Annotated in this window: 22 protein-coding genes and 1 riboswitch; of the genes, 10 read left to right on the top strand and 12 right to left on the bottom strand. The window is 62.4% G+C overall.

Going from position 1 to position 22,842, the window contains the following annotated elements; genetic code table 11:
* Positions 1-90 precede the first annotated feature (90 nt).
* Together PW789_RS19770 and PW789_RS19765 are read right to left on the bottom strand one after the other, a co-directional pair.
* Positions 91-1,014, bottom strand: a complete 924-nt coding sequence (locus PW789_RS19770; protein WP_299380270.1) for an MBL fold metallo-hydrolase — start codon at positions 1,012-1,014, stop codon at positions 91-93.
* Positions 1,015-1,151: 137 nt separating this feature from the next.
* Positions 1,152-2,018: a TIM barrel protein gene (locus PW789_RS19765; RefSeq protein ID WP_299380266.1), complete on the bottom strand. Its 867-nt coding sequence runs from the start codon at positions 2,016-2,018 to the stop codon at positions 1,152-1,154.
* Between the two features lie 326 nt (positions 2,019-2,344).
* Between PW789_RS19765 and PW789_RS19760 the strand changes: the two genes are divergently transcribed.
* Positions 2,345-2,731 (top strand): VOC family protein, encoded by a 387-nt coding sequence (locus PW789_RS19760; protein WP_299380263.1) that lies wholly within the window; start codon positions 2,345-2,347, stop codon positions 2,729-2,731.
* Positions 2,732-2,811: 80 nt separating this feature from the next.
* Here the strand turns inward: PW789_RS19760 and PW789_RS19755 are convergent, their stop codons facing one another.
* Positions 2,812-4,230: an MFS transporter gene (locus tag PW789_RS19755; protein WP_299380260.1), complete on the bottom strand. Its 1,419-nt coding sequence runs from the start codon at positions 4,228-4,230 to the stop codon at positions 2,812-2,814.
* A gap of 409 nt (positions 4,231-4,639) precedes the next feature.
* Between PW789_RS19755 and PW789_RS19750 the strand changes: the two genes are divergently transcribed.
* The 3 genes from PW789_RS19750 to PW789_RS19740 all read left to right on the top strand — a co-directional run bounded on the left by PW789_RS19750 (position 4,640) and on the right by PW789_RS19740 (position 8,346).
* Positions 4,640-5,827 (top strand): EAL domain-containing protein, encoded by a 1,188-nt coding sequence (locus PW789_RS19750; RefSeq protein WP_299380257.1) that lies wholly within the window; start codon positions 4,640-4,642, stop codon positions 5,825-5,827.
* A gap of 168 nt (positions 5,828-5,995) precedes the next feature.
* Positions 5,996-7,249 carry a DUF711 family protein gene (locus PW789_RS19745; protein WP_299380254.1) on the top strand — a complete coding sequence of 418 codons (1,254 nt, stop codon included), beginning with the start codon at positions 5,996-5,998 and terminating at the stop codon, positions 7,247-7,249.
* Positions 7,250-7,341: 92 nt separating this feature from the next.
* Complete coding sequence (locus PW789_RS19740) at positions 7,342-8,346, top strand: serine hydrolase (protein WP_299380251.1); 1,005 nt, start codon at positions 7,342-7,344, stop codon at positions 8,344-8,346.
* Between the two features lie 78 nt (positions 8,347-8,424).
* Here the strand turns inward: PW789_RS19740 and PW789_RS19735 are convergent, their stop codons facing one another.
* Positions 8,425-9,432, bottom strand: coding sequence for an AraC family transcriptional regulator (locus PW789_RS19735; RefSeq protein ID WP_299380249.1), 1,008 nt, complete (start codon positions 9,430-9,432; stop codon positions 8,425-8,427).
* A 156-nt stretch (positions 9,433-9,588) separates the two neighbouring features.
* Between PW789_RS19735 and PW789_RS19730 the strand changes: the two genes are divergently transcribed.
* Positions 9,589-10,341: an SDR family oxidoreductase gene (locus PW789_RS19730; RefSeq protein WP_299380246.1), complete on the top strand. Its 753-nt coding sequence runs from the start codon at positions 9,589-9,591 to the stop codon at positions 10,339-10,341.
* 292 nt (positions 10,342-10,633) lie between these two features.
* Here PW789_RS19730 and PW789_RS19725 read toward each other — a convergent pair whose 3' ends face one another.
* Positions 10,634-11,830 carry an FAD-dependent monooxygenase gene (locus PW789_RS19725; protein WP_299380242.1) on the bottom strand — a complete coding sequence of 399 codons (1,197 nt, stop codon included), beginning with the start codon at positions 11,828-11,830 and terminating at the stop codon, positions 10,634-10,636.
* A gap of 74 nt (positions 11,831-11,904) precedes the next feature.
* On the opposite strand from PW789_RS19725, the gene PW789_RS19720 reads away from it, so the two are divergent.
* Entirely contained in the window at positions 11,905-12,498 is a 594-nt protein-coding gene (locus tag PW789_RS19720) for a TetR/AcrR family transcriptional regulator (RefSeq protein WP_299380238.1), read from the top strand.
* On the opposite strand, the gene PW789_RS19715 is transcribed toward PW789_RS19720, so the two are convergent.
* The 3 genes from PW789_RS19715 to PW789_RS19705 all read right to left on the bottom strand — a co-directional run bounded on the left by PW789_RS19715 (position 12,409) and on the right by PW789_RS19705 (position 15,053).
* Complete coding sequence (locus PW789_RS19715; RefSeq protein ID WP_299380235.1) at positions 12,409-13,254, bottom strand: SDR family oxidoreductase; 846 nt, start codon at positions 13,252-13,254, stop codon at positions 12,409-12,411. The genes PW789_RS19720 and PW789_RS19715 overlap by 90 nt on opposite strands.
* A gap of 43 nt (positions 13,255-13,297) precedes the next feature.
* Positions 13,298-13,678: a cupin domain-containing protein gene (locus PW789_RS19710; RefSeq protein WP_299380232.1), complete on the bottom strand. Its 381-nt coding sequence runs from the start codon at positions 13,676-13,678 to the stop codon at positions 13,298-13,300.
* A gap of 445 nt (positions 13,679-14,123) precedes the next feature.
* Complete coding sequence (locus PW789_RS19705) at positions 14,124-15,053, bottom strand: RNA polymerase sigma-70 factor (RefSeq protein WP_299380229.1); 930 nt, start codon at positions 15,051-15,053, stop codon at positions 14,124-14,126.
* Between the two features lie 286 nt (positions 15,054-15,339).
* On the opposite strand from PW789_RS19705, the gene PW789_RS19700 reads away from it, so the two are divergent.
* Positions 15,340-16,479 (top strand): glycoside hydrolase family 130 protein, encoded by a 1,140-nt coding sequence (locus tag PW789_RS19700; RefSeq protein ID WP_299380227.1) that lies wholly within the window; start codon positions 15,340-15,342, stop codon positions 16,477-16,479.
* 187 nt (positions 16,480-16,666) lie between these two features.
* On the opposite strand, the gene PW789_RS19695 is transcribed toward PW789_RS19700, so the two are convergent.
* A complete protein-coding gene (locus PW789_RS19695; protein ID WP_299380224.1) occupies positions 16,667-17,293 on the bottom strand; it encodes a TetR/AcrR family transcriptional regulator C-terminal domain-containing protein in 627 nt (208 codons plus the stop codon).
* A gap of 95 nt (positions 17,294-17,388) precedes the next feature.
* On the opposite strand from PW789_RS19695, the gene PW789_RS19690 reads away from it, so the two are divergent.
* Together PW789_RS19690 and sugE are read left to right on the top strand one after the other, a co-directional pair.
* Positions 17,389-18,357 carry a zinc-binding alcohol dehydrogenase family protein gene (locus PW789_RS19690; protein WP_299380221.1) on the top strand — a complete coding sequence of 323 codons (969 nt, stop codon included), beginning with the start codon at positions 17,389-17,391 and terminating at the stop codon, positions 18,355-18,357.
* Between the two features lie 68 nt (positions 18,358-18,425).
* A riboswitch (guanidine-III (ykkC-III) riboswitch) is annotated at positions 18,426-18,491 on the top strand.
* Positions 18,492-18,502: 11 nt separating this feature from the next.
* On the top strand, positions 18,503-18,826 hold the full coding sequence (sugE, locus tag PW789_RS19685) for a quaternary ammonium compound efflux SMR transporter SugE (protein WP_299380218.1): 324 nt from the start codon (positions 18,503-18,505) through the stop codon (positions 18,824-18,826).
* Positions 18,827-18,872: 46 nt separating this feature from the next.
* Here sugE and PW789_RS19680 read toward each other — a convergent pair whose 3' ends face one another.
* Together PW789_RS19680 and PW789_RS19675 are read right to left on the bottom strand one after the other, a co-directional pair.
* A complete protein-coding gene (locus PW789_RS19680) occupies positions 18,873-19,868 on the bottom strand; it encodes an aldo/keto reductase (RefSeq protein WP_299380215.1) in 996 nt (331 codons plus the stop codon).
* A gap of 268 nt (positions 19,869-20,136) precedes the next feature.
* Positions 20,137-21,147 carry an AraC family transcriptional regulator gene (locus PW789_RS19675; RefSeq protein WP_299380212.1) on the bottom strand — a complete coding sequence of 337 codons (1,011 nt, stop codon included), beginning with the start codon at positions 21,145-21,147 and terminating at the stop codon, positions 20,137-20,139.
* A gap of 274 nt (positions 21,148-21,421) precedes the next feature.
* On the opposite strand from PW789_RS19675, the gene PW789_RS19670 reads away from it, so the two are divergent.
* Positions 21,422-21,784, top strand: a complete 363-nt coding sequence (locus PW789_RS19670) for a nuclear transport factor 2 family protein (RefSeq protein ID WP_299380209.1) — start codon at positions 21,422-21,424, stop codon at positions 21,782-21,784.
* Between the two features lie 568 nt (positions 21,785-22,352).
* On the opposite strand, the gene PW789_RS19665 is transcribed toward PW789_RS19670, so the two are convergent.
* A complete protein-coding gene (locus PW789_RS19665) occupies positions 22,353-22,805 on the bottom strand; it encodes a RidA family protein (RefSeq protein WP_299380206.1) in 453 nt (150 codons plus the stop codon).
* Positions 22,806-22,842 lie beyond the last annotated feature (37 nt).

The raw sequence follows: 22,842 nt of genomic DNA, 5'->3' as shown, positions 1-22,842 counted from the left end.
GGGCCGCCGCTTTTGTTTGCCGTTTTATGAGGAGCTCACTTCCTTATAAGCCGACCTAATCGGGAGTCATGGAAGGTCAAGGAGTGTTTTCTATAAAACCGGAAGCATATCCGGCAGCCATCGCTCTTCCTGGACCTGGTAGCCACCATCATTGCGATGAACGCGGATGAAGCCGGGAAAGTTCAAATGCATGCCACCAACGAGAATACGGTTATCCGTTACCTGCTGGAGGAGAAGCTTACGCGTCTGTACCATCTGGGCTGGGTTGAAATCGAACGTCAGTGTCACATCTGGGCGGGGAATCTGGATATCAGGCCAGTGAACAATATCCCCCCATATCAGTGCACGATGCTCTCCTGATTCGATCCAATAACCGCTATGCCCGGGCGTATGTCCCGGGAGATGCTGCAGGGCAATACCAGGGCGCACCTCGCCATCTGTCGCCGTCCGAATCGAGGTCTGATAGGCGTCAAACACCTTGCAGGCCAGGGATCGTACCTCGTTCAGATGAGGAGCTCCGACGAAATTTTGCGCGTCTTGCCAAAACCGTAGTTCGTCGATGTGCAGAATCAGCTCTGCGTTTGGGAAGAGTCGCGAACCAGTTAGATCGACCAAGCCACCTACGTGATCGGGATGAGCGTGAGTCAGAAGCACAGCATCGATGTCAGAAGCTTCCACCTGTGCGGCGGCAAGGGCTTCCTGCAATCGTCCCCCTGACCCCATGCAGTTCGCATCACCTGTATCGATGAGGATGGTCTGCGCTTCGCTCTGTAGCAGATACGCGTTGACCGGCATGCTTGGCGTTGGAGGAAGATTCGCAGCAACCAGTAAACCTCGCGCGTCTTCCGTGCTGATGCTCTGGCTAAATATGTCAAAAGAGAAGGTCTCTGATCCGTCGACAAGGGTTGTAAGGATGACATCCCCGATTTGCTTGCGATAAATGCCGGGTGCCTGTTGCCGTGGAACCTCTCTGCTCATCGCATACAGATGGTTGCCATGACGATACAGATTCACTTCGGCAAATAATTTCTCGCAAAGTTACACGCCAGTCCTGATAAACGCGTTTGCCGGAAGTTGAGACGTTGTTACTGAGGCGTCGACCTTTTGAAGACGGAAGAAGGGGAGTGAAGAACGGTCTTCTAGTTCGGACTTCAGACGGTCAGCGACTTGAGATACGGCACGCTGGGTGGCATCAGGGCGGGGTCTTCTTCGAGTTCGACGAAGTAGTTCTTCACGCCGCCGGTCTTCGCGGCGGTGAAGACGGCCTTCCAGTCGACGAGGCCTTTGCCCAGAGGGACCTGGCGGAAGCCTGTTTTGGTAGACGGGTCTTTGACCCAGTCCTGGCAGTGCATGGAGAGGAAGCGGCCGGGATACTTCTGGAAGTACGTCACCGGGTCGTAGCCCAGCTGCAGGGTGGAGACCTGAAACTGCAGGCGCGTGGTGTCGGGGTTCAGCTCGGCGATCATCATGTCGTAGACGGGCTTGCCGTCGATGTGCGCGGAGACGAAGCCTTCGTTGTGCAACAAGGCGGTGATGCCGGCGGCATGGGCTTTTTCGGCGAAGGCGTTGAAGGGCTCGACGTAACGCTTCACGTCGTCGACGGTCTCGGCGCCCGTGGGCTGGAAGGGGCCAAGCGCGGCGACGGCCATCTGCGTCATGCCGAATTCCTTTGCGTAGGCGATGCTTGCATCGGCCTTTTCAAACAGCTCGGTGGGCGCCCAGTGCGCGGAGATGCAGCCGATGCCCCAGTCGTTGAGCATGCGGCGCAGCTGTTGCGGCTTGTATTGCTGCAGGCTGGAGAAGTCGGTGTAGCCGAAGGGCGAGCAGAGCTCGATCTGGGTGAAGCCGGCGGCGTGGAGGCCTTTCATTGTTCCGGCAAAGTCGGTGTTGATGGTCTTGCGCACGGGATAGGTCTGGCAGCCGATGGGAAGTCCGAGGGGGTCGGCGGGCAGATAGCGTGAACCGGCGAGGAGAGCCGAGGCGGCTGCACCGCCTGTGAGAAACGTTCTGCGATCCATGGTGTCTGAACCTTTCTGGATAATCGAGAAGACTATAGCAGTTGCAGGAGCCGGGCATCGCCGTTGCGTAAAACGAAGCAGAACTTTTCTGCGACTGCGTGTGTTGTCCGATCATCCCATAGATGCCGAAAAACGCGGAGCCGGATCGGTAAGCCCGGCTCGCTGCGGATGCAATGTCCGCAGTCATGTCAGTTCCATTGAAGGAAGGATGGAAAAGGGACCCACGGCGATAGCAGCAGTGCTGCGGCACTGCGACCTGTCGCGCTGGTTCTCGGTTCGGCCTAGCAGCCACGCGACAGAACTTTCTTTATTGAAGGAGATCGCGCATGGCAACGCTTAATCACACCAACCTTACAACCTACGATGTTCCGGGTCTCACCGAGTTCTTTCGCTCCGTCTTTGGCTTCGCCGTTTTGGAAGAGCGGGCCGGGAAGATGGCCGTCATGCGCAACACGGACGGCTTTGTGCTGACGCTGATGCATGACAAGAGGATGACGCCGGAGCACGGCTATCCGGGGATGTTTCACGTGGGCTTTCTGCAGCCGACGTCTTCCGAGGTGGACGAGGTTCACGTCAGCCTGTCGGAGAGGAGATACGAGGCTCCACAGCCGTCCAAGCTGCAGCGCGGAGGCCCGCCAACGTATGGCTTCTACTGCAACGCGCCGGGAGGAGTTGTGGTTGAGGTCAGCACGATGAATGTGAGCTCGATGTAATGGCGAAGTCCAGGCCGATGGGCTGGCCCTCTTCGGGATGGGTTGGTGTCGCGCGATTTGCGATGCCAGCCCTTTTCGTTTCAGGCGGGATCGAGGTGCATGCCTTTGGGGGAGGCGAGGGTGGCGTAGCTGAGGGCGCCGAGGAGGGTGATGGCGCTGCAGAGGCCCAGGGCGAGGGTGAAGGAGTGGGTGCGGTCGAGCAGCCAGCCGGTAAGGACCGGGGCGATGGAGGCGATCATGAAGCTGAAGAAGTTCTGCAGCGCGCCCAGGGAGGCGACGTAACGCAGCGGGCTGATGGCCTGCACGTATCCCCAGCCGGAGGTTCCGGCGAAGTGGATGAAGAAGAGTGCGGCGCTGGTTCCGGCGACGGCCTGGGCGGTGGTGGCGGAGTGCGCGACGAAGAAGGTTCCGGCGGCGGAGGCGATCATGCCGAGGACGAGGTTGCGGCGGTGGATGGTGGTGAGCTGCTGACCGCGGGCGGCGAGGGCGTCGGAGACGAAGCCGCTGGAGAGCATGCCGCAGGCTCCGGCGAGGTAGGGCAGGGCGGCGACCCAGCCGGAGGTGGCGAGGGGGAGGTGGCGCTGCTCCTCCAGGTAGGCGGGCAGCCAGGCGAGGTAGAGCCAGACGGTGTAGTTGACGCCTCCCCAGCCGAACATCATGCCCCAGACGGCGGGCTGGCGGAGGAGGACGCGCCAGGCTGGTTCGTGGGGGGCGTTTTGCTTCGCGTGGCTTAGGGGCGATTGTGGTCGGAAAGCAGGTCCCTCCGCTTCGGCTGCGCCTTCGGCCGGGATGACGGTTCGTTCCTGGTGGGACGGGGAGGGATTCGTAGCTTCTTCTGTTGCTTCGGCGTAGGGGGTGTCCTGGCGGGCGCGGTGGAGGACGATCCAGAGGGCGGCGACGAGGAGGCCGGAGGCTCCGAGGACGACGAACATGGCTCGCCAGCCGAGGGCGAGCATGAGAGCTGTGAGGACCGGTGGGGCGAAGGAGAGGCCGATGGTCTGGGAGGAGCTCATGACGGCGGTGGCTCGTCCGCGGGTGGATTGGGAGAACCACTCTCGGGTGGAGCGGATGCCGGAGGGGTAGAAGGGAGCTTCGCCGATGCCGAGCAGGACGCGGAGGGTGAGGAAGATGGGCAGGGTGCGGACGAGGCCGGTGAGCATCTGGGCGGCGGACCAGAGGGTGAGCCCGACGCCGAGGACCCAGCGGGTGCCGACGCGGTCGAGCAGGCCGATGAGGGGGAGCTGGGCGAAGCCGTAGGCAAAGGAGAAGGCGGAGAGGAGCCAGCCCATCTGGGTGGCGGAGAGGTGCATCTCCTGGCGGACGGTGGTGTTGGCGATGGAGAGCGAGGAGCGGTCGAGGAAGTTGACGATGCCCGCGAGAAAGAGCAGCGAGAGGGTGATGGCCTGATGGCCACGCAGACTGCGGGGGTGAGGGTCTTCCGGTATGGGCCTGATGGCCTGGTGACGGCGCAGGCTGTGGGGCGGGGTGGGTTCTGGCATGGGCACCGTTTAGGGCAAGTGAGTGATGGCGATCATTTTAGCGAAGTGTGTGGGCGGATGGCGCTGAGCGCAGGGGGACTATCCCCTGATAGTGGGATTGGGTTTGTAACCGGAAGGCGGCTATAACGGTAGTTCAGCACGAAAAAGATCCAAGAGAGTTACAGACGATCGCTGTACTGGACCCGAACGGACAAGCAGAGACGTGAGTCAGACGGGAAGAGGCCGCCAGGACCGTTCCAGGGAAGAGCGATGAAGGCATACCGAGCAAAGCCTGTTGAGTGGATGCGTTGACGATGAACCTGGGTGTGGAACGGACTCCTGATCGTAACGGAGCGCGATGCGCTCTGTATCTTTGCGGATATTGGCGTTGTAGTTGCAATCACCAGTGTTCGGGGTATGTCCCAACGACGTGACGAAAACCAAGACCATTGACGTGTTGATCGACAGCGGATTTCTCCCGCAGGCTGACGGCGGTCCGGAGTTTCCCGGGCAGCTGGAGAGGGTGCTTTCCGGTGATCTTGTCCCGGAGATCTACTTCCAGCCGATCGTCGATCTGCGCCGCGGCCTGGTGACGGGCTACGAGGCGCTGACGCGCTTTCCTAAAGAATTGAATACCGCACCGGATGTGTTCTTTCAGCGCGCGGGACGTGTAGGCCGCCGCATGGAGCTGGAGCACATGGTGTGCAAGCTGGTGCTGCAGCAGCGTTCGCGCCTGCCGCAGGGCAGCTTCCTGACGATGAACCTGGGGCCGGACTACCTGCTGAGCGATCTGTGGGAGCAGCTGGTGGCGAACGAACGCGACCTGGCGGGCATGGTGATCGAGATTACGGAAGAGACCTCGATCTCGAGCTACGAGGCGATCCGGGAGCGGTCGGCGCAGGTGCGGTCGATGGGCGGGCTGGTGGCGGTGGACGATGCGGGCGCGGGATATGCGAGTCTGCAGCACATCCTGGAGCTGCGGCCGGACTTTATCAAGCTGAACCGGCACTTTGTGAAGAACTGCCATCTGGACCGCGCGAAGTCGACGATGATCGAGATGATGGTGGCGGCGGCGGATCGTCTGGATGCCTGGGTGATCGCCGAGGGCGTGGAGATTGTGCAGGAGCTGGAAGAGCTGATCCGCACGGGCGTGCCGCTGGCGCAGGGGTTTCTGCTGGCGCGGCCGGAGCTGGAGCTGCTGGGGTTGAGCGCGCAGGTGGCCGGGGAACTTTCGCGGCACAGCCGGATGAACCGCGAGAAGACGCTGGAGCCGCACCTGATGTCGTGCGGTCTGTGCCTGAGCGTGAAGGCGGCGGACGACCTGCTGCGCTACGAGACAGAGCATACGGTGGCGGTAGTGCTGGACCGGTTCAAGCGTCCGCAGCGCATGCTGGAGCGGCATCCTCTGCTGGGGGTGCGGCTGGTGGAGAGCTTTATGAAGTCGCAGGTGGCGAGCTCGCCGCGGCAGGTGCTGTATCGCGCGCTGGGGCGGCCCTCGCCGCAGCGGTTCGACCCGATTGTGGTGGTGGGCAACGACGGCGAGTGCATGGGCGTAGTGTCGGTGGATCGCCTGATGTCGTCGGTGCTGACGCTGGATGCGCAGCCGCTGGGAGCTTAGCGGGCTGGCCTGCGCTGATTTTTCAGTGCTGTGCTCTCCGGTGCGGCTTTCTTCTTTTTCTTCGAAAAAAACAATGAGTGCGACGGGTGCGTTCGAGCTGCCTGGAAGCAGCGACGCGAGGCTTTGGTAGACTCGACTCCTCCAACTCTCTTTGCGGGGTGTGCGTTGATGCGTGGTGTGGCCGCGTTGCTGCTGGTGTTGTGTCTTGGCGTTGGAACGTCGGCGGGACAGCCGGGAGCGAAGCTGGCTCCGGGCGCGAAGCCAAGGGTGCGGGCGATCACGGCGTTTGTACGGCTGGATCGTGAGCACTACGAGAAGCAGGTGGCCGACGCCCTGGCTGTCGTGCGCAAGGCGAAGGCGGAGTTCGAGGCCGCGGGATATGAGGTCGAGACGGTCCGCATGACCACGCAACCGCTGGCGGAGCTGGTGCAGGGCATGAGCGAGGACGAGGCGCTGAAGTTTCTGGGCGCGTTCGATGCTCTGGCGGGAAAGGAACACTTTGCGCCGAACATCGGTCCCGCGATGATGCATGATTCGGACGACATGAAGACGATGCACCTGCTGGAGCGGGTGCTGTCGACGCTGCCGCGCCTGCGGGCGAGCGCGATCATCGCGGATGAGAAGGAAGGGATTCACTGGAAGACGATTCGCCGCTCGGCGGAGCTGGTGAAGTATGTGTCCGAGCACAGCCAGCGCAGCGAAGGGACGCTGAACTTTGCCGGTGCGGCGATGGTGAAGCCGATGGGGCCGTTCTTTCCGGCGTCGTATCACACGGGCGCGGGCGGGCAGTTCGGCATCGGGTATGAGAGCGCGAACGTGGCGCAGGACGTGCTGGCGAAGGATAAGGGCAACGTCGATCTCGCGATCAAAGATCTGACGGCTGCGCTGACGACGCATGCGCTGGTGGCGGAGAGGATCGGCAACGAGGTGGCGAAGGCGACGGGATGGAGTTACGTGGGCCTGGATGCGACACCGGCGCCGATGGGCGATGTGTCGATTGCGGCGGCGATGGAGTCGTTTACCGGGGCGAAGTTCGGTTCGAGGGGAACGATGACGGCGGCGCGGGTGATTACGACGGCGGTGAAGGCGATTCCGGTGAAGCAGACGGGCTATGCGGGACTGATGCTGCCGGTGATGGAAGACAACGTGATGTCCGAACGGTGGGATGAGGGCACGTACACGGTGGATGCGCTGCTGGCGTACTCGTCGGTCTGCGCGACGGGGCTGGACACGGTGCCGCTGCCGGGGGATGTGACGGTGGAACAGATGGAGTGGATGTTCCGCGATGTGGCGACGCTGGCCTACAAGTGGAACAAGCCGCTGGCGGTGCGGTTGGATCCGGTGGCAGGGAAGAAGGCGGGGGAGCGTACTGAGTTTGAGGATTCTACGTTGAAGAATGTGGTGATTCGGGCCTTGCCGTGAGGGATGGGGATTGGTCGAACAGCAGGTTTTTCCACTGCGCGGCTGCGCCGCTTCGGTCGAAATGACATGCTGGTGATGATGTGAGGAGAGCGATGACACAGACACGGCGAGGGTTTGTTGGTGGAATGGCGGCGGCGCTTGGCGGAGTTGTAGCGACGGCTGGAGCGCAGGGGACGGCGAAGAGCGATGTCTCGTCCGAGGCGATTCTGGCGTTGTTCAAAGGGCTGCCCGGCGAGGTCGGCATCAAGATTCATGCGCCCGCGGCGGATGGCAGGCCGGAGTTTGTGGTGGAGCAGAACGCGGCGAAGAGGATGTTCGTCGGCAGCGCGTTCAAGACGTTTGTGCTGTGCGAGACGCTGCGTCAGGTGGATGGGCCGGATGCGAGCGCGAAGATCGCTGCACGGCAGCTGGACCTGGATGCGAGCGTGTGGTCGCTGGACAGCGCGACGTTCAATCCGCCGAACCTGATCGGCAAGGTCTCGCAGCGGACGGCGCTGGAGGCGATGATTCTGCACAGCGACAACACGGGTACGGACATGTGTCTGAAGGCAGCGGGGCCGGACAAGGTGCGCTCGTTCATCTCGTCGATCGGGCTGAAGAATACGCTGATCCCGGACAGCACGCGGGTGTTCTTCGGCTACCTGCTGGGCGCGAAGAACTACGAGACGTTTACGTGGGACGACATTATGGCGGCGGCGAATGCGCCGATGGTGAACTCGCCGATGAACACGGTGCAGACGCTGGCGGCTTCGGCGGATGACCTGGTGAGCTACTACTCGCGCGCGCTGGCGGGCAAGTTCTTCGAACACAAGGAGACGCTGCTGCAGTTCAGGCAGATCCTGTCGATGGGCGATGCGATCTGGAAGCTGCCGATGCCGTTGGGTGGCAGCTGCTTTGTGAAAGGCGGAAGCATCGATGTTTCGGGCTTCCACGCGGTGTGCCTGCCGGGCGGGATGCTGGTCGGCGATCGCTGGGTGTACTTCTGCATCACGATCAACTGGGATGCGAAGGCGGAGCAGGACCCGGCGACGGTGAAGGCGTTTGTCGCTGCCGGCGCGAAGGCGATGGAGCTGGTGAAGGAGAGGCTTACGGCGTAACCGCCGATCGCTGCAGATGCTTGCAGGTGGTCCCCCTTCTTCGCGGTGCGAGGGAGGGGGATTTGTTTTGTGGTGCGGCTAGACGATTGCGGGCTGCGCGTGCAGGCGCTGCGCGTCGCGGCCGGGGGAGTCGCCGAAGAGGCGGCGGTACTCGCGGCTGAACTGCGAGGGGCTGTCGTAGCCTACGGCAAATCCAATGGCCGCGATGTCGCGCGGGTCGGCTAGAAGGCGGGTGCGTGCCTCCTGCAGGCGGATCTGCTTCTGGTACTCGAGCGGCGTCATGGCGGTGACGGTGCGGAAGTTGCGGTGGAAGGTGGAGACGCTCATGCCGGAGAGCTGGGCGAGGTCTTCGGTGCGGAAGGACTTGTTGTAGTTGTGGCGAATCCAGCTGACGGAGCGGCTGATCTGGGAGAGGCGGCTGTCGGCGAGGCCGATCTGGCGGATGAGCGCGCCCTGGGGACCGGTGAGCAGGCGCCAGAGAATCTCGCGTTCGATCATGGGAGCGAGGATGGGGATGTCGGACGGGCGGTCGATGAGCTGGACGAGGCGCAGGACGGCGTCGAGCAGATCGGGCCCGGCATCGCTGACGGCGACGCCGGAGGAGGCTTGGCCGGACTCCGGGCTTGAGGCGCTGCTGGATACGATCTTGGAATTCGGTGGCGTGGCGGGCATCTCCAGCAGGAGCGAGGCGATGTGGGCAGCGCGCAGGCGCATGCCGAAGCTGAGCAGGGGCTGCTGCGGCGAGGCGTCGACCGCGGTGGCGGTGATGGGGAGCTCGAGCGAGAGGACAAGGTATTGCCCGGCGGAGTAACGATAACTGGACGGCCCGACGACGGTTCGTTTGGCCCCCTGGAGCACAACGGCGAAGGCGGGACCTTCGACGGCGCAGACCGGGTCGCCTGCGGAGGGGGTGGTGGTGAAACGGATGCCGGGAAGCGTGTCGGAGGTGAAGGCAGCGGGAGTAAAACCTTCGCGGGTGCCGTAGCGGGAGGCGAGAGAGCATAGCGCATGCAGCGGGTGCGGCTCATGGAAAGAGCGGGGCTCGCTGATGGTGTTGGACGAGCGTGGGGCGCCGGGGGTATCCATGATGACACTGTGGCAGCGGAGAGGAAGGAAGGCAAGCGGCCGGGTGCCGGATCGGCGCACGAATGGCAGGATTGTGCAAGAGATTGAAACGATCCTGTCATGCGCTGGAGAGCGCTGGGGTATCTGATAGATGTTGGTTGGAAACGGAGACGAACGATGAATCTTTCAGGAAACACGATCTTTATTACGGGCGGCGGATCGGGCATTGGCAGGGCATTGGCCGAGGCGCTGCATGCGAAGGGCAACAAGGTGATCATCTCGGGCCGGCGCACGCATGTGCTGGAAGAGGTGACGAAGGCGAACCCCGGGATGGAGTTCGTGGAGCTGAACATCGAAGACCCGAAGAGCGTTGCGCTGGTCGGCGAGGAGCTGGTGAAGAAGTATCCGTCGCTGAATGTACTGATCAACAATGCCGGCATTATGAAGCCGGATGGATTGCAGGGTGTGGTGGACGATGCGGTGATCGTGTCGACGGTAACGACGAACCTGCTGGGCCCGGTGCGGATGACCTCGGCGCTGATCGAGCACCTGAAGCAGCAGCCGCAGGCGTACGTGATCAACGTGACGTCGGGGCTGGCGTTTACGCCGCTGGCGCTGACGGCGGTGTACTCGGCGACGAAGGCGGCGCTGCACTCGCTGTCGCTGTCGCAGCGCTACCTGCTGAAGGGGACGAGCGTGAAGGTGCTGGAGATCGCTCCACCGTATGTGCAGACGGAGCTGATGGGAGCGCAGCAGGCGGCCGATCCGCGGGCGATGCCGCTGAAGGAGTTCATCGCGGAGACGGTCGAGGTGCTGGGCACGGATGTGAACGAGGTGCTGACCGGCAGGGTCGGGCCGCTGCGCAATGGTGTGGGGCCGAACGACTATGAGGCTGCGGTAAAGCTGAACGACTTCCTGAGCGGACACTGAGGTGGGAGGGCGGCTTGCGAGCCGCCCTTGATTCTTTCAGTGGTCGGAGACCGGGTGATTTCGGCGATGCGATATTTCTGCTTGAGCGCTGCGCAATGTCGTCTTGTCCCAAGGCAAGTTGTGTCGTGCTGACAGTGAGGATGAAGAGAGAAACTGGTCGAAAAAACTTCCGACTTGCAAGCGAACATTAACGGTTCAGCACTGTTGAGGTCTTCTGGTCATTGGGGCGGGGAAAGTGCGCGAAATCGCAAAGAGTCTTGGGATTCGTATGTCGAGAAGTGATCTATTCAGATCAATCAGGATTTGAGTCGAGACTGTAGATCTTCTGAACCTGCTTCTGAGTAACGCTTTCCGGCGTGACTTTCAGCGCGATATTGCGGAGAGCGCGGAGGACCGGATTGTGGAGATGGCAAATTTTCCCGATGGACCACGATGTGGCTACCGTCCAATCCACCTTCTCTCGTCGGAGTTGTTCAAAGCGTTGCCATGTCATTTCATGGAGGCCAATTTTCACGCAAGTGTCTGCGAGAGTCAGAGCATCTTCAACGGCCATTGCTCCGCCTTGTCCGAGGTTTGGAGTGGTCGCGTGAGCTGCATCGCCAATCAGCCCAATACGTCCTGAAGACCACTGCGTGAGAGGTTTTAAATCGCTGATGTCGGTCCTCAAAATGTCTTTTGCCCCAGTACTTTGCAGCAAACCCACCCACTGCGGAAAGTACGTGCCGAACAAGGTCTCCGCATGGCTTCGCATTTCGGACGCCGACGAAACCCCTCCGGCTGGAGCATCGAAGGTCATATACCAGTAGTAGTCGTCGGCATTAATCATCGAGAATCCGACGCGACACCCCTTAGCCCAAATCTCATAAGCCTCATGCTTCGCATCGTCGGGCAAAACACGAGCCCCACGAGCTATGGCACGATACGAAGATGACCCCGAGTATCTCTTCTCACCGCCAAGCTCAGCCATCCGGCGAACCTGGGAGTTGAATCCATCTGCCCCTACAACAAGTGCAGCAGTGCAGGAAGAGCCATCGGATAGTTTCACGTAGACCTGATCACCATTTTGAGTAAACTCCCTGATCTCGCAATCGAAGCGAACAGTGTCTTCATCGATCTGTTCGAAGAGCAGTTTTTGTAAGACGCCTCGATGAAGCGCGATGGTCTCAAAGCCATACTTCGTTGCGATCTGTGACATATTTGTCGTTTGAATATCACCTGATCTTGAGTCTTGAAGGCGCAGCAGTCTTACAGCCCATCCCGCTTCGATCACCTTCTCCGCGATGCCCAGGCGAGCAAATACCTGCATGGGATTTGCTGCCATCCAGATACCAGCGCCTATCTCTGCGAGTCTGGATGCCCGTTCGACAATCTGAATCTTGTAGCCCCGCTGCTGCAGAGCAATGGCTAACGTCAACCCTCCGATGCCTGCTCCCTGAATAAGGACATCAAAATGCCGGACGGTTTTCTCTGGGCCACTCGCTGCGCTCATGCTTCAATTGTATGAAAAATAGCGAATATTAACTCGCCTTTGCTACTCGCTTTCAGATCGCTTAATGAGGACGCATGAAGAAGACAATAAAACCAAGAAAGACGCCACAGCAGGCACGTTCCAGGCAAACGCGAGAAGACATACTGAGTGCAACTACTCACCTTTTGAATCGAAAGCCGTTCGGCGAAGTGTCAACGAATCACATCGCGAAGAAGACAGGGATCAGTATTGGAACACTGTACAAGTACTACCCGAACAAGGATGCGATCCTGGCCGACCTATCGCTGGTGTTCATGCGGCACGATACCGAACTGTTCGGGAAGATTTTCGAAGGTTCACGTCTTAAACGTCAGAAGAAAGCAGCGCTTGTTGACGAACTCGTGGAGGCCCTGATGGCGCTTCATCGAGAGGACTCACAAGTACGGGGCGTGGTCTATCAAAACCTTGAGCGGCTGAATCTCTTGAGCCCGGCACAGAGCGCCACGCAGAAGATTCAAGCGAAGGGCACAGAGTCCGTACCGGGACTTGACCCGATACGGACATGGATTACTGTCTCAACTATTAATGCCGCAGTTCACTCAATGTCTCAGGTTTCGAAAGATTTGCAGCAATGGGATTTTGTGAGGCTCGTCGTGAAAGGGACTTTGGCAACTCTCCTGAACTTTTAGAGATGGGCAGGCTTCTTGTAACGTCCAAGGAGCTCGATCAGACATTGATGATCGTTTTGCTTTGAGTCCAGATAAACGATCTTGCTGGTCGTCGACCCTGGCGCCGAAGTAGGTGGAGCCGGGGTCGGCGACGATCTTGCGCGGGTCCTTCTTCGCGGCGAGGGCGCGCTGCACGAACTCGGCGATGGTGAGTTTTTCCGGGCCTGCGACCTCGACGATACCGTTGACGGGAGCGGCTTCGGCGATGCGGGCGAGTTCGGCCGAGACGTCTGCTGCCGCGAGCGGCTGCATGTGGACCGGCGGGAGGTGGACGACGCCGTCGACGGTGGAGAAGTCGCCGATGGCGGGGAGGAACTCGTAGAACTGCGTGGCGCGGAGGATGGTGTAGGGGATGCCGGAGCCGGCGATGATCTTCTCCTGCGCGATCTTCGCCTTCATATAGCCGGAGTCCATGCGGTTGGTGCCGACGACAGAGAGGGCGACGTGGTGTTTGACGCCTGCGGCCTTCTCGGCGGCGGCGACGTTGTTGGCCGAGGTCGAGAAGAACGCCATTACTTCGTCGGGGGCGAAGGATGGGGAGTTGGAGACGTCGACGACGACGTCGGCCCCGGTGAATGCCGCGGCGAGGCCTTCGCCGGTGAGGGTGTTGACGCCGGAGGAGGGCGAGGCGGGGATGGCTTCGTGTCCTGCGGCGGAGAGGATGCTGGTGAGCTTCTTGCCGATGAGGCCGGTGCCGCCGATGATGACGATCTTCATGGTGTGCTTCCTTTCGTTGCTTCTCGGTGAGTGGTGTTGGTGGTTAGTTGACGGGGATCAGGGCTTCGGCTCCCTTGTTCTTGAGCAGGAAGACGATGAACTTCGCGGGCCTGGTGGTGCTGGCGTTGCGACCGATGGTGTGGATGTCGTTGGGGCCTTCGTAGAAGGTGTCGCCGGGGTGGAGGGTGACGGGCTTGCCGCCCTTGACGCCCATGACGATGGTGCCCTCGACGACGTAGAGGAAGGCATGGGCGTCGTGGCGGTGGATGGGGTCGGCGCCGCCGGGAGGGTACTCGACGGAGAGCATGAGGACCTCCTTGCCGGGGAGGTCGGGGAGTTCACGGGTGCCGAGCGGGGTGACCCTGGTGGGCGGCTGCGCGATGAGCGGGGCTGCCAGCAGGAGGGTCAGCAGAATCTTCTTCATGGAGCTACTCCTTGACTCGCGTTTGTTACCAGCAAAGACAGGATGGTGGGTTGATTTGTGACAGAGGGGAGGGATTTTTTATCCGTGCCGTGGGATGTGGGGAGGGAAAGGGGCTTTAGCCCCGGAGGCCTGGTGGCTGGGATGATTTTGCTTCGCGAGGCTGGCGAGGCTGGCTGTGGTCGAGAAGCAGGTCCCTCCACTGCGCATCGCGGAGCGATGCTTCGGTCGGGATGACAATATCGGTGGCTGGATGGCGATATCTTCAGAAGCTGAAGCTGCGGATCTCATGCTGGGAGTTTGCGGTGGGGCTGAAGCCGTGGCGTAAGCGAGGGGGTTGAGCTGTGCTCGAAGGAACCCACTCATGTCGCTTTGCGCCATGAATGGGGCACCCGGTTCGGTGGCTGGGATGATTTTGCTTCGCGTGGCGGGAAGGTAAAGCTAAGGGCTATTTGGTGGGGGTGATCGATGTGAGTTTGGCGGGGTTCATGACCCAGAGCATCTGCGAGATGCCATGCTCGCCTGTCTGGATGTCGACGACGGCGAAGGGCTGGCCTTCGCTGGTGATCAGCATGGAGGGCCGTCCGTTGGCCACGATGGTGGAGAAGGTGACGTCGCGCCAGAGCTTGGCGGCGATGGCGGCGAGCGCCCTGGCGACGCGTTCGCGCCCGAAGAGCGGGACGCGGGCGGCGGTGACGATGCCTCCGCTATCGGCGATGGAGACAACGTCGGCGGCGAAGAGAGATTCGAGCGCGGCCTGGTCGCCTGTCTGCGCGGCGTGGATGAAGGCGGCGAGCAGGCGCTGGTGGGCTGCATCGCCGATAGCGGCGTTGGTGCGGCGCGAGTCGGCGATGTGTTTGCGGGCGCGGCTGACGAGCTGGCGAGTGTTGGCCTCGGTGAGAGAGAGGATCTCGGCGATGCGGTTGTAGGCGTAGTCGAAGGCCTCGCGCAGGACGTAGGCGGCGCGCTCGGTGGGGGTGAGTTTTTCGAGCAGAAGGAGGATGGCGAGCGAGAGGGCTTCGTTGCGTTCGGCGCCGAGGGAGGGGTCGGCGGAGAGGTCGATGGGCTCGGGGAGCCAGGGGCCGATGTAGCTCTCGCGGCGGGTGCGCGCGGAGTTGAGGGCGTTGATGGCGAGGTGTACGGCGGTGGTGGCGAGGAAGGCGGGCGGATCAAGGACGACGGTGCGGTCGGTGGCCTGCCAGCGGAGCCAGACCTCCTGCACCAGGTCTTCGGCCTCGGCGGCGGAGCCGAGCATGCGATAGGCGATGCCGAAGAGGCGCGGTCGCACGGCGAGGAAGATCTCGGCGGCGCGGTCGAGGTCGGCTGCGGGGAGCGCGGCGACGTGGCCGCTGGCTGCGATGGGTTGCGGCTCCGGCATGAGGTTGATTGTACGGAGGCGGGAGCGGTGTGGGCAGACCCGATGGTGGGGTTGCGGGGAAGGCAGCGACAAAGCTGATGGGTACGGGGAAACTTGACGTCGCCGTCGAGCGAAGATCTCGTGCGGAGAGACGTGACGAAGCGCGACTGCGTATTGCGGGGTGCGACGTGGCTTGTTGCGCGGCTTCGATCGATGCGATCTGCTGGTTCGGCAGACGCTGCGGGGTGTGTGCGGCTTCCCTTATGATGGGCAGCGGTCTTGTAAGCCTTTGGTAGGGCGTGCCTTGATGCGCGCGTTGGGAGGAGTGGCGATGCTGGGACGGATTGGCTTGGTGGCGGTGGGTCTTGTGCTGGGGGTGGGGACGCTGGCGGCGCAGGCACAGCAGGATTGGGTGATCGGGCCGTGGGTGCGGGCTTCGGATGGGCCGGTGATTGCTCCGAAGAAGGATTCGGTCTTCCACGACCCGGTGAGCGGAGCGCCGGTTCACTGGGAGGCGCTGCACACGTTCAATCCGGCGGCGGTGGTGCGGGGAGGGAAGATTTACGTGCTGTATCGCGCGGAGGATGATTCGGGCGCGATGCAGATCGGGATGCATGTCTCGCGGCTGGGGCTGGCGGTGAGCGGAGATGGGGTGCACTTCGAGCGGAGGCCGGAGCCGGTCTTTTACCCGGACAAGGATGCGCAGGCGGAGCGCGAGCAGCCGGGCGGGGTAGAGGACCCTCGCGTGGTGGAGACGGAGGACGGCACGTATGTGTTGACGTACACGCAGTGGTCGCGCAAGCGGCAGGCGTACACGGTGGGGATCGCGACGTCGAAGGATCTCGAACACTGGACCAAGCATGGTCCTGCGTTTGCCGGGGCAAAGGGTGGGAAGTACGACGCGCTGAAGTACAAGTCAGCGGGGATCGTGACGCGGCGCGTAGGAAAGAAGATCGTCGCGGCGAAGATCGACGGCAGGTACTGGATGTACTGGGGCGAGATTCATGTCGGCGTGGCGACGTCGGAGGATCTGATTCACTGGACGCCGGTGGAGGATGGTGACGGCAAGCCGGTGGTATTGCTGGAGGCGCGGGCGGGTAAGTCGGATAGCGGGTTTCCCGAGACCGGGCCGCCGGCGGTGCTGACGGAGCGAGGCGTGGTGCTGCTGTACAACGCGAAGAACGCGGACAGCGAGACACGCGATACGTCACTGGCTGCCGGGGCGTACAGCGTGCAGGAGGCTCTGTTCGATGCGAAGAATCCGGCGAAGCTGGTGGATCGTACGAGCGAGCCGGTGTTCAGGCCGGAGCGGCCCTTTGAGCAGAGCGGGCAGTATGCGGCGGGAACGACGTTTGCCGAGGGGCTGGTGCTGTTCCAGGGGAAGTGGTGGATGTACTACGGATGCGCGGACTCGTTTGTGGGGGTTGCGTCGGCTCCGGTGCGGTAGTTTGTGGGGTGCTTTCTGTAGCACTGGCACGGCAGGGGCCGAAAAGCAGGTCTCTCCACTGCGGCTTCGCCTTCGGTCGGGATGACAACCAAGGGAGGGCCTCATGGGTGCGGAATGGCAACAAGAAGAGCTTTGTTGAGTTGCGGAATGACGATGCAGAGATTGGTGGTTGGTATCAGCGTTGGCTTCAGGGCTTGGCGCCACGCAGGATGAGGTCGAGGCCTTCCTTGTAGCGGCGGTCGAAGCGGTCGAAGAGGATGGCTCCGGCCTGGCGGAGGAGGGGGAACTCGTCGGCCGGGAGATGGGCGTTGCGCTGGGCGATGTCGTACTGCGGCGAGCGTTCGCCGGGGCGCGGGAAGACGGCCTGTTCTTCTTCGACGAAGCTGACGGTGTAGTTGTAGATGGTGCTGAGCAGCACGATGGCCTGGCGCACGGTGAAGCCCTCTTCGACGAAGCGGGCGGCGATGCGTTCGCTGGTCTTCATGTAGACGGTGTTGGTGAGCCGCGTGCCTGAGACCATGCGCGCGCCGTCGCGGCAGGCCAGCAATGCCGAGCGCAGGCCATTGCCGAAGTGCTGCGCCCAGGCGGTCCATGCGGCGGAGGCCCGCGCCGGGACGAGGTGCGGCGCGGCTTCGGCCAGGAGGAGGGTGGCCATCTCGTCCAGCAGCTCCTGCTTGCTCTTGAAGTGCCAGTAGATGGTGGCGGCCTGTACGTCGAGCTCCTTGCCGAGCTGACGGAGAGTGAGCTGCTCGAGACCTGCGTCGTTGAGCAGGCTGAGGCCGGCGCGGGCCACCATGTCGCGATTGACCTTCATGCGTTTAGCGTAGCAGGGTTGACGGAAAAAATCGAACGGTGTTCAATAAATCTAACGATGTTCAATTTTAAAACCAGGATGCAGGAGGGACGGCGATGAAGGCAGCGGTGATCAGGAAGGCGGGCGGAAGGCCGGAGTATGCGGAGTTCAGCGAGCCGGTGGCGAGCGAGGGCATGGAGGTCGTGACGGTGAGCGCTTCGGCGTTGAGCACGTTCAGTAAGTCGCGGTCATCGGGGGCGCACTACAGCGCGGACGGCGTATTTCCTTCGGTGGCGGGATCGGATGGCGTGGGACGCACGGCGGATGGTCGGCGCGTGTACTTCGCCCTGCCTCAGGCGCCGTACGGTGCTCTGGGAGAGCGGTCGCTGGTGCGTTCGCGGCAGTGCGTGGCGGTGCCGGAGGAGCTGGACGATGTGACGGCGGCGGCGATCGCGAATCCCGGGATGTCGGCGTGGGCTGCGCTGGTGGAGCGGGCGCGGCTGGTGAAGGGCGAGACGGTGCTGGTGAACGGTGCGACGGGCTCGGCGGGACGGATTGCGGTGCAGCTGGCGAAGTATCTGGGCGCGGGCAAGGTGATTGCAACCGGCCGCAACGCGAGGGAGCTGGAAGACCTGCGGCGGCTGGGAGCCGATGCGGTGGTGCCGTTTGCGCTCGCGGACAGTGAGGGCGTGAAGCAGTTCGAGCAGGCGTTGATCGCGGAGTTCGCCGCGGGAGTGGACGTGGTGGTGGACTACCTGTGGGGCACGAGCGCGAAGACGATCATGGTAGCGATCGCGAAGGGGGTGGAGGATGCTCACCCGGTGCGGTTTGTCCATGTTGGCGGAGCGGCGGGCGAGGAGAGCATCGAGCTGCCGGGAGCAGCGCTGCGGTCGTCGGCGATCCAGTTGATGGGCAGCGGTGTGAAGAGCGTGCCGTTTGCGAAGCTGCTGGAGGCGATTGAGAGCGTGTTCGCGGCGGTGGTTCCGGCGAAGCTGGAGGTTGCGACGCGGGTGATGCCGCTGGCGGAGATCGCGGAGGCGTGGGATGCGCCGGGCAAGCCGCGCGTGGTGGTGAAGATCCCATAGCCGGGCTGGAGTGGCAGCGCGCGGAAGACTAAAATAGAGGGAGACAGCGGCCAGCCTGAAGACCGGCTGGCCATGCCTTTCATTTGCAGTCCGGACGAGATGCGCCGTACCCGGTTAGGACAAGACGACGCGACCGGGGTGCATTGTGTCTTCCAGTTGGATTCTTCTCATCATTGCGGGCCTGCTTGAGGTTTGCTGGTCGGTTGGGCTGAAGTATACGGACGGCTTTACGAAGCTGAAGCCTACGATCTTTACGCTGACGACGCTGTGCGCGAGCATGTATCTGCTGGCGCGGGCGAGTGCGACGCTGCCGATTGGAACGGCGTACGGCGTGTGGGTGGGTATCGGAGCGATGGGTGCCGCTGTGCTGGGGATGGTGCTGTTCGATGAGCCGGCGTCGGCTGCGCGGATTGCGTTTCTGGTGCTGATGCTGATCTCGATTGTGGGGTTGAAGGTGACCAGCCACTGAGTGATGGAAGGTGCGGGATGAGGTACAGACTCATCCCGCATCGTGGTTAGCGGCCTACGAGTTTTTCGAGGTGCTCGGGGTAGCGGTTGCCTTGTGCGGTGATCTTCGACGCGGCTTCGTTGATGGTGCCGAGGTCGGCCGGGGTGAGGGTGATGTTGGTCGCGCCGAGATTCTCTTCGAGGCGCGAGAGTTTGGTGGTGCCGGGGATGGGCGCGATCCAGGGCTTCTGCGCGAGCAGCCAGGCGAGGGCGATCTGGGCCGGGGTGGCGTTCTTTTCGGCTGCGATGGATTTCAGCAGGTCGACGAAGGCGAGGTTGGCCTGCATGGCTTCGGGGGTGAAGCGCGGGAGCTGGCTGCGGAAGTCGCCTGTGCCGAGCTTGGTGTCGGCGGATATGGCCCCGGTGAGGAAGCCTTTGCCGAGCGGGCTGTAGGGAACGAGGCCGATGCCGAGCTCTTCGAGCGTGGGGATGATCTCTTCTTCGGGCTTGCGCCACCAGAGGGAGTACTCGCTTTGCAGGGCGGCGACGGGCTGGACGGCGTGGGCGCGGCGAATGGTCTGGGCTCCGGCCTCGGAGAGTCCGAAGTGCTTCACCTTGCCCTCGGCGATGAGCTCTTTGACGGCACCGGCGACATCTTCGATTGGCACGTCGGGATCGACGCGGTGCTGGTAGAAGAGGTCGATGGTGTCGATCTGGAGGCGCTTGAGCGAGGCCTCGGCGACCTGCTTGATGTGCTCGGGGCGGCTGTTGAGGCCCTGCCAGCCGGGGGTGCCGTCGGTGTTGACGTTGAAGCCGAACTTGGTGGCGATGACGACCTTGTCGCGGATGGGCGAGAGGGCTTTGCCGACGAGGATCTCGTTGGTGAAGGGGCCGTAGACCTCTGCGGTGTCGAAGAAGGTGACGCCGAGATCGACGGCCTTGTGGATGAGGGCGATCATCTCGTTTTCGTCGTGCGTGGTGCCGTAGCCAAAGCTCATGCCCATGCAGCCGAGGCCGAGGGCGGAGACTTCGAGGGTGCTGTTACCTAGTTTGCGGGTTTGCATTTGGGGTGCTCCTTTGGGGTGGTTGGCGATGGCGTTTGTGGCCGGGGGATGGTGGTGGTTGAGAAGCAGGTCTCTCCACTGCGGCTCGCCTTCGGTCGGGGATGACAGTTGGTGGGCACCTTGTTTGTGGTGCTCCGAATCTTTGGTGGTGGGCCCATTGTTGTGGCGCGGAGGAGAAAGGAAATTTCTCCGCTACGCTGCGGAATGACACACCAAAAGAGCGGAAGTACGAACGAAATTTACAAACCAAAAGCTGAGGGCCTGATGGTTATTGCAGAGGAACGGCGCGGTTGGTTTCGCGCCAGACGCCTGGGGGTACGCCCTCCCAGGTGCGGAAGGCGCGGACGAAGGAGTTGGAGTCTTCGTAGCCGAGCAGGTAGGCGGCTTCGTTGAGTTCGAGGACGGAGTTGCCGAGATAGTAGCGGGCCATCTGGTGGCGGGCGGTGTCGAGGATCTGCTGGTAGGTGCGGCCGGACTCCTGCAGGCGGCGCTGCAGGGTGCGTGCGCTCATGTGCAGGTCGCGGGCGATGTCGTCGATGCCGGGGCGGCGGCCGGTGAGGCGCTGCTGAATGGCGGCGTGAACGCGTTCGAGGAAGTTTTCGGAGCCGGTGCTGCGGCTCAGCTCGAGGTCGAACTGGGGGGCGAGCATGTCGAGCAGCTCGGCGTTACGGGTCTGGAAGGGATGCTGGCCGTCGGCGGTGCGGAAGACGATGGCGTTGGTGGAGATGCCGGTGGAGATGACGGGGCAGTTGAAGTGCTGCTCGATGGCGCGGGTGTGCGTGCGGGGGTGGATGAGTTCGATGCGGATGGGGGAGATGGGCAGACCGCTGCCTTTGCGGGCGATGGACTGCATCCAGGCGAAGCAGTAGTCGACGAGTGGTTGGGGCTCGGAGTCGACGGCGAGGAGCCAGCGGAAGCGGATGGTCCACTCGCCGTCGGCGGTGTGCTGCACCATCTCCTCGGGGCAGGTGAGCTGCTTGTAGCGGGCCATGTGGTCGACGGCGGCGCGGAAGTTTTCGGTGGAGAGGGAGGCGAGCCCGCTGGGGTGGAACCACTCGGTGCGGTCTTCGGTGCCGAGTTTGATGCCGATGGCGGGGTCGCTGCTGACCTCGCCGATGGCGCGCCAGAGGGCGAAGAGCTGCGGCGTGGTGACGAGGACGCGGGTCTGGAGGAAGAGGTCGGAGGGCAGGTTGGCGCGGCGCAGGACGTCGGAGACGGGCACGCCGCACTCCTCAAGCTTGAGAGCCACGCGGCCGGCTACGCGAAAGTGTTTGTTCATCGCCTTTTGTCCTCTCTTCAGGTCACTGCGGGGAAGGGCGCTTTTTGGGGCTGGATGCTGCCCGCCCGGGTGACTGGCTCTACGTTAGATGACGGCGAGCGTGAGAGTTATGCAGGATACGCCAATGTCCATGCCAACTGCGCCAAGGTTTTATGGCGCGTGTCGGGTGGCGCTGTCTGCTGCCGCGAGGTGTCAGCAGAGGCGGACGTGCGCGGGAGCGTAGCGGGAGTGCCTTCATCCAACAGGAAGTAATGGACTTATAAGGAGATGATCTATGGCGGAGATGACAGAGGTACGCGGCGCGGCGTGGGATGTTTACCAGGAGGCCTGGTCGGATATGCCGGAGGCGAAGCGGCGGGAGCTGCTGGAGAAGGCACTCGCGGAGGGTTGCCGTTTTGCCAGCCCGGCAGGTGAGGGCGAGGGGATTGAGGCGCTGGTGACCCATATCGGCGAGTTCCAGGCGCAGTACCCGGGGGCTTACTTCAAGACGTTCAAGTTTCTCTTCCACCACGATCAGGCGCTGGCGCACTGGACGATGTTCGGCAAGGATGGCGCGGAGTTTCTGCAGGGGCACAGCGCCGTGCGGTTCAACGAGTCTGGCGAGTTGGTGAGTCTGGCTGGGTTCTGGGAGCTGTAACGTGGAGGGCCACGCTGCGCAGGCGTGGTCCGGTCATCCTGAAAATTTTGCGTGGGCGGATGGAAACGATGGAGTCAGCCGCAATGGCCATGCTAGACTTCGTGCCTGTTGTGAGGACTCTACACGGTTCGTGCCCGGCTTCACCTGCACGGCAGGTCAGCTGAGCTCCAAAAGTCGTCATCCGAACACGCAGGGTCGTAAGGATGTTGGTATGCACGAATTGCATCATCTGCCCTTGGTCACGTCTCGTGTCGAACGTGCTGTCGGAGAGTCCCGGCATGGCTACGACACGAAGATCGATGTCGTCAACGAGCTGAAGACTCTTCGATGGATCCACCTGCGACGGGGAGGCGAGCTGCTGCTTCGGATCGCGTGGTATGTCCTGAATCCTCGAAACTGGTTACGCGACCGGTAAGGGGAGTCCTGCGTTCGGCTGCATGAGCCATGGCCAGCCGTGGCGTGGGGATGCGTTCGCCCTGGAGCGGCAGCGTGATCTGGCGGGATAGGGCATCAGCCTGTCCGTTGGACAGGCTGATGCGCCGGAAGGATGATCCTGCTGCTGTGAGGCTTAGTGCTTGACGGCGATGGCCTGGATCTCGATCTTGGCGTCGCCGATGAGGCCGGCGACCTTGACGGTGGCGCGGGCCGGCTTGGGATCGGGCATCTCCTTGATGTAGACCTTGTTCATCGCGGGAACGTCGGCCAGGTCGGTGACGTAGACGGTGACGGAGACGAGGTCGCTCATCTTGAAGCCGGCCTTTTCGACGACGCTCTGGACGGCGGCGATGGCGCTGTGGGTCTGGAAGGAGATGTCGGTTCCGGTGACCTTGCCGTTGGCGTCGGGCCCCTGCTGTCCGGCGACGTAGAGGGTGTTGCCGGCCACGAAGCCGTTGCTGAAGGGCATGCCGGGCTTGAAGTCGATGGCCTTGTTCTGCGCAAAGGCGGCGCCGGTGGCGGCAAGGGTGAGGGCTCCGGCGAGGACGAGGCTACGCTTTGGCAGCAACGAGTACAGCTTCTTCATCTTGATGTCTCCTGTGTGACAGTCGTTGAGCAATTTT

The sequence above is a fragment of the Edaphobacter sp. genome (assembly GCF_028283685.1).
Classification (GTDB): domain Bacteria; phylum Acidobacteriota; class Terriglobia; order Terriglobales; family Acidobacteriaceae; genus Edaphobacter.
Note: the sequence above shows the minus strand (reverse complement) of the source record. Positions and strands in the feature narration are given on the sequence as shown.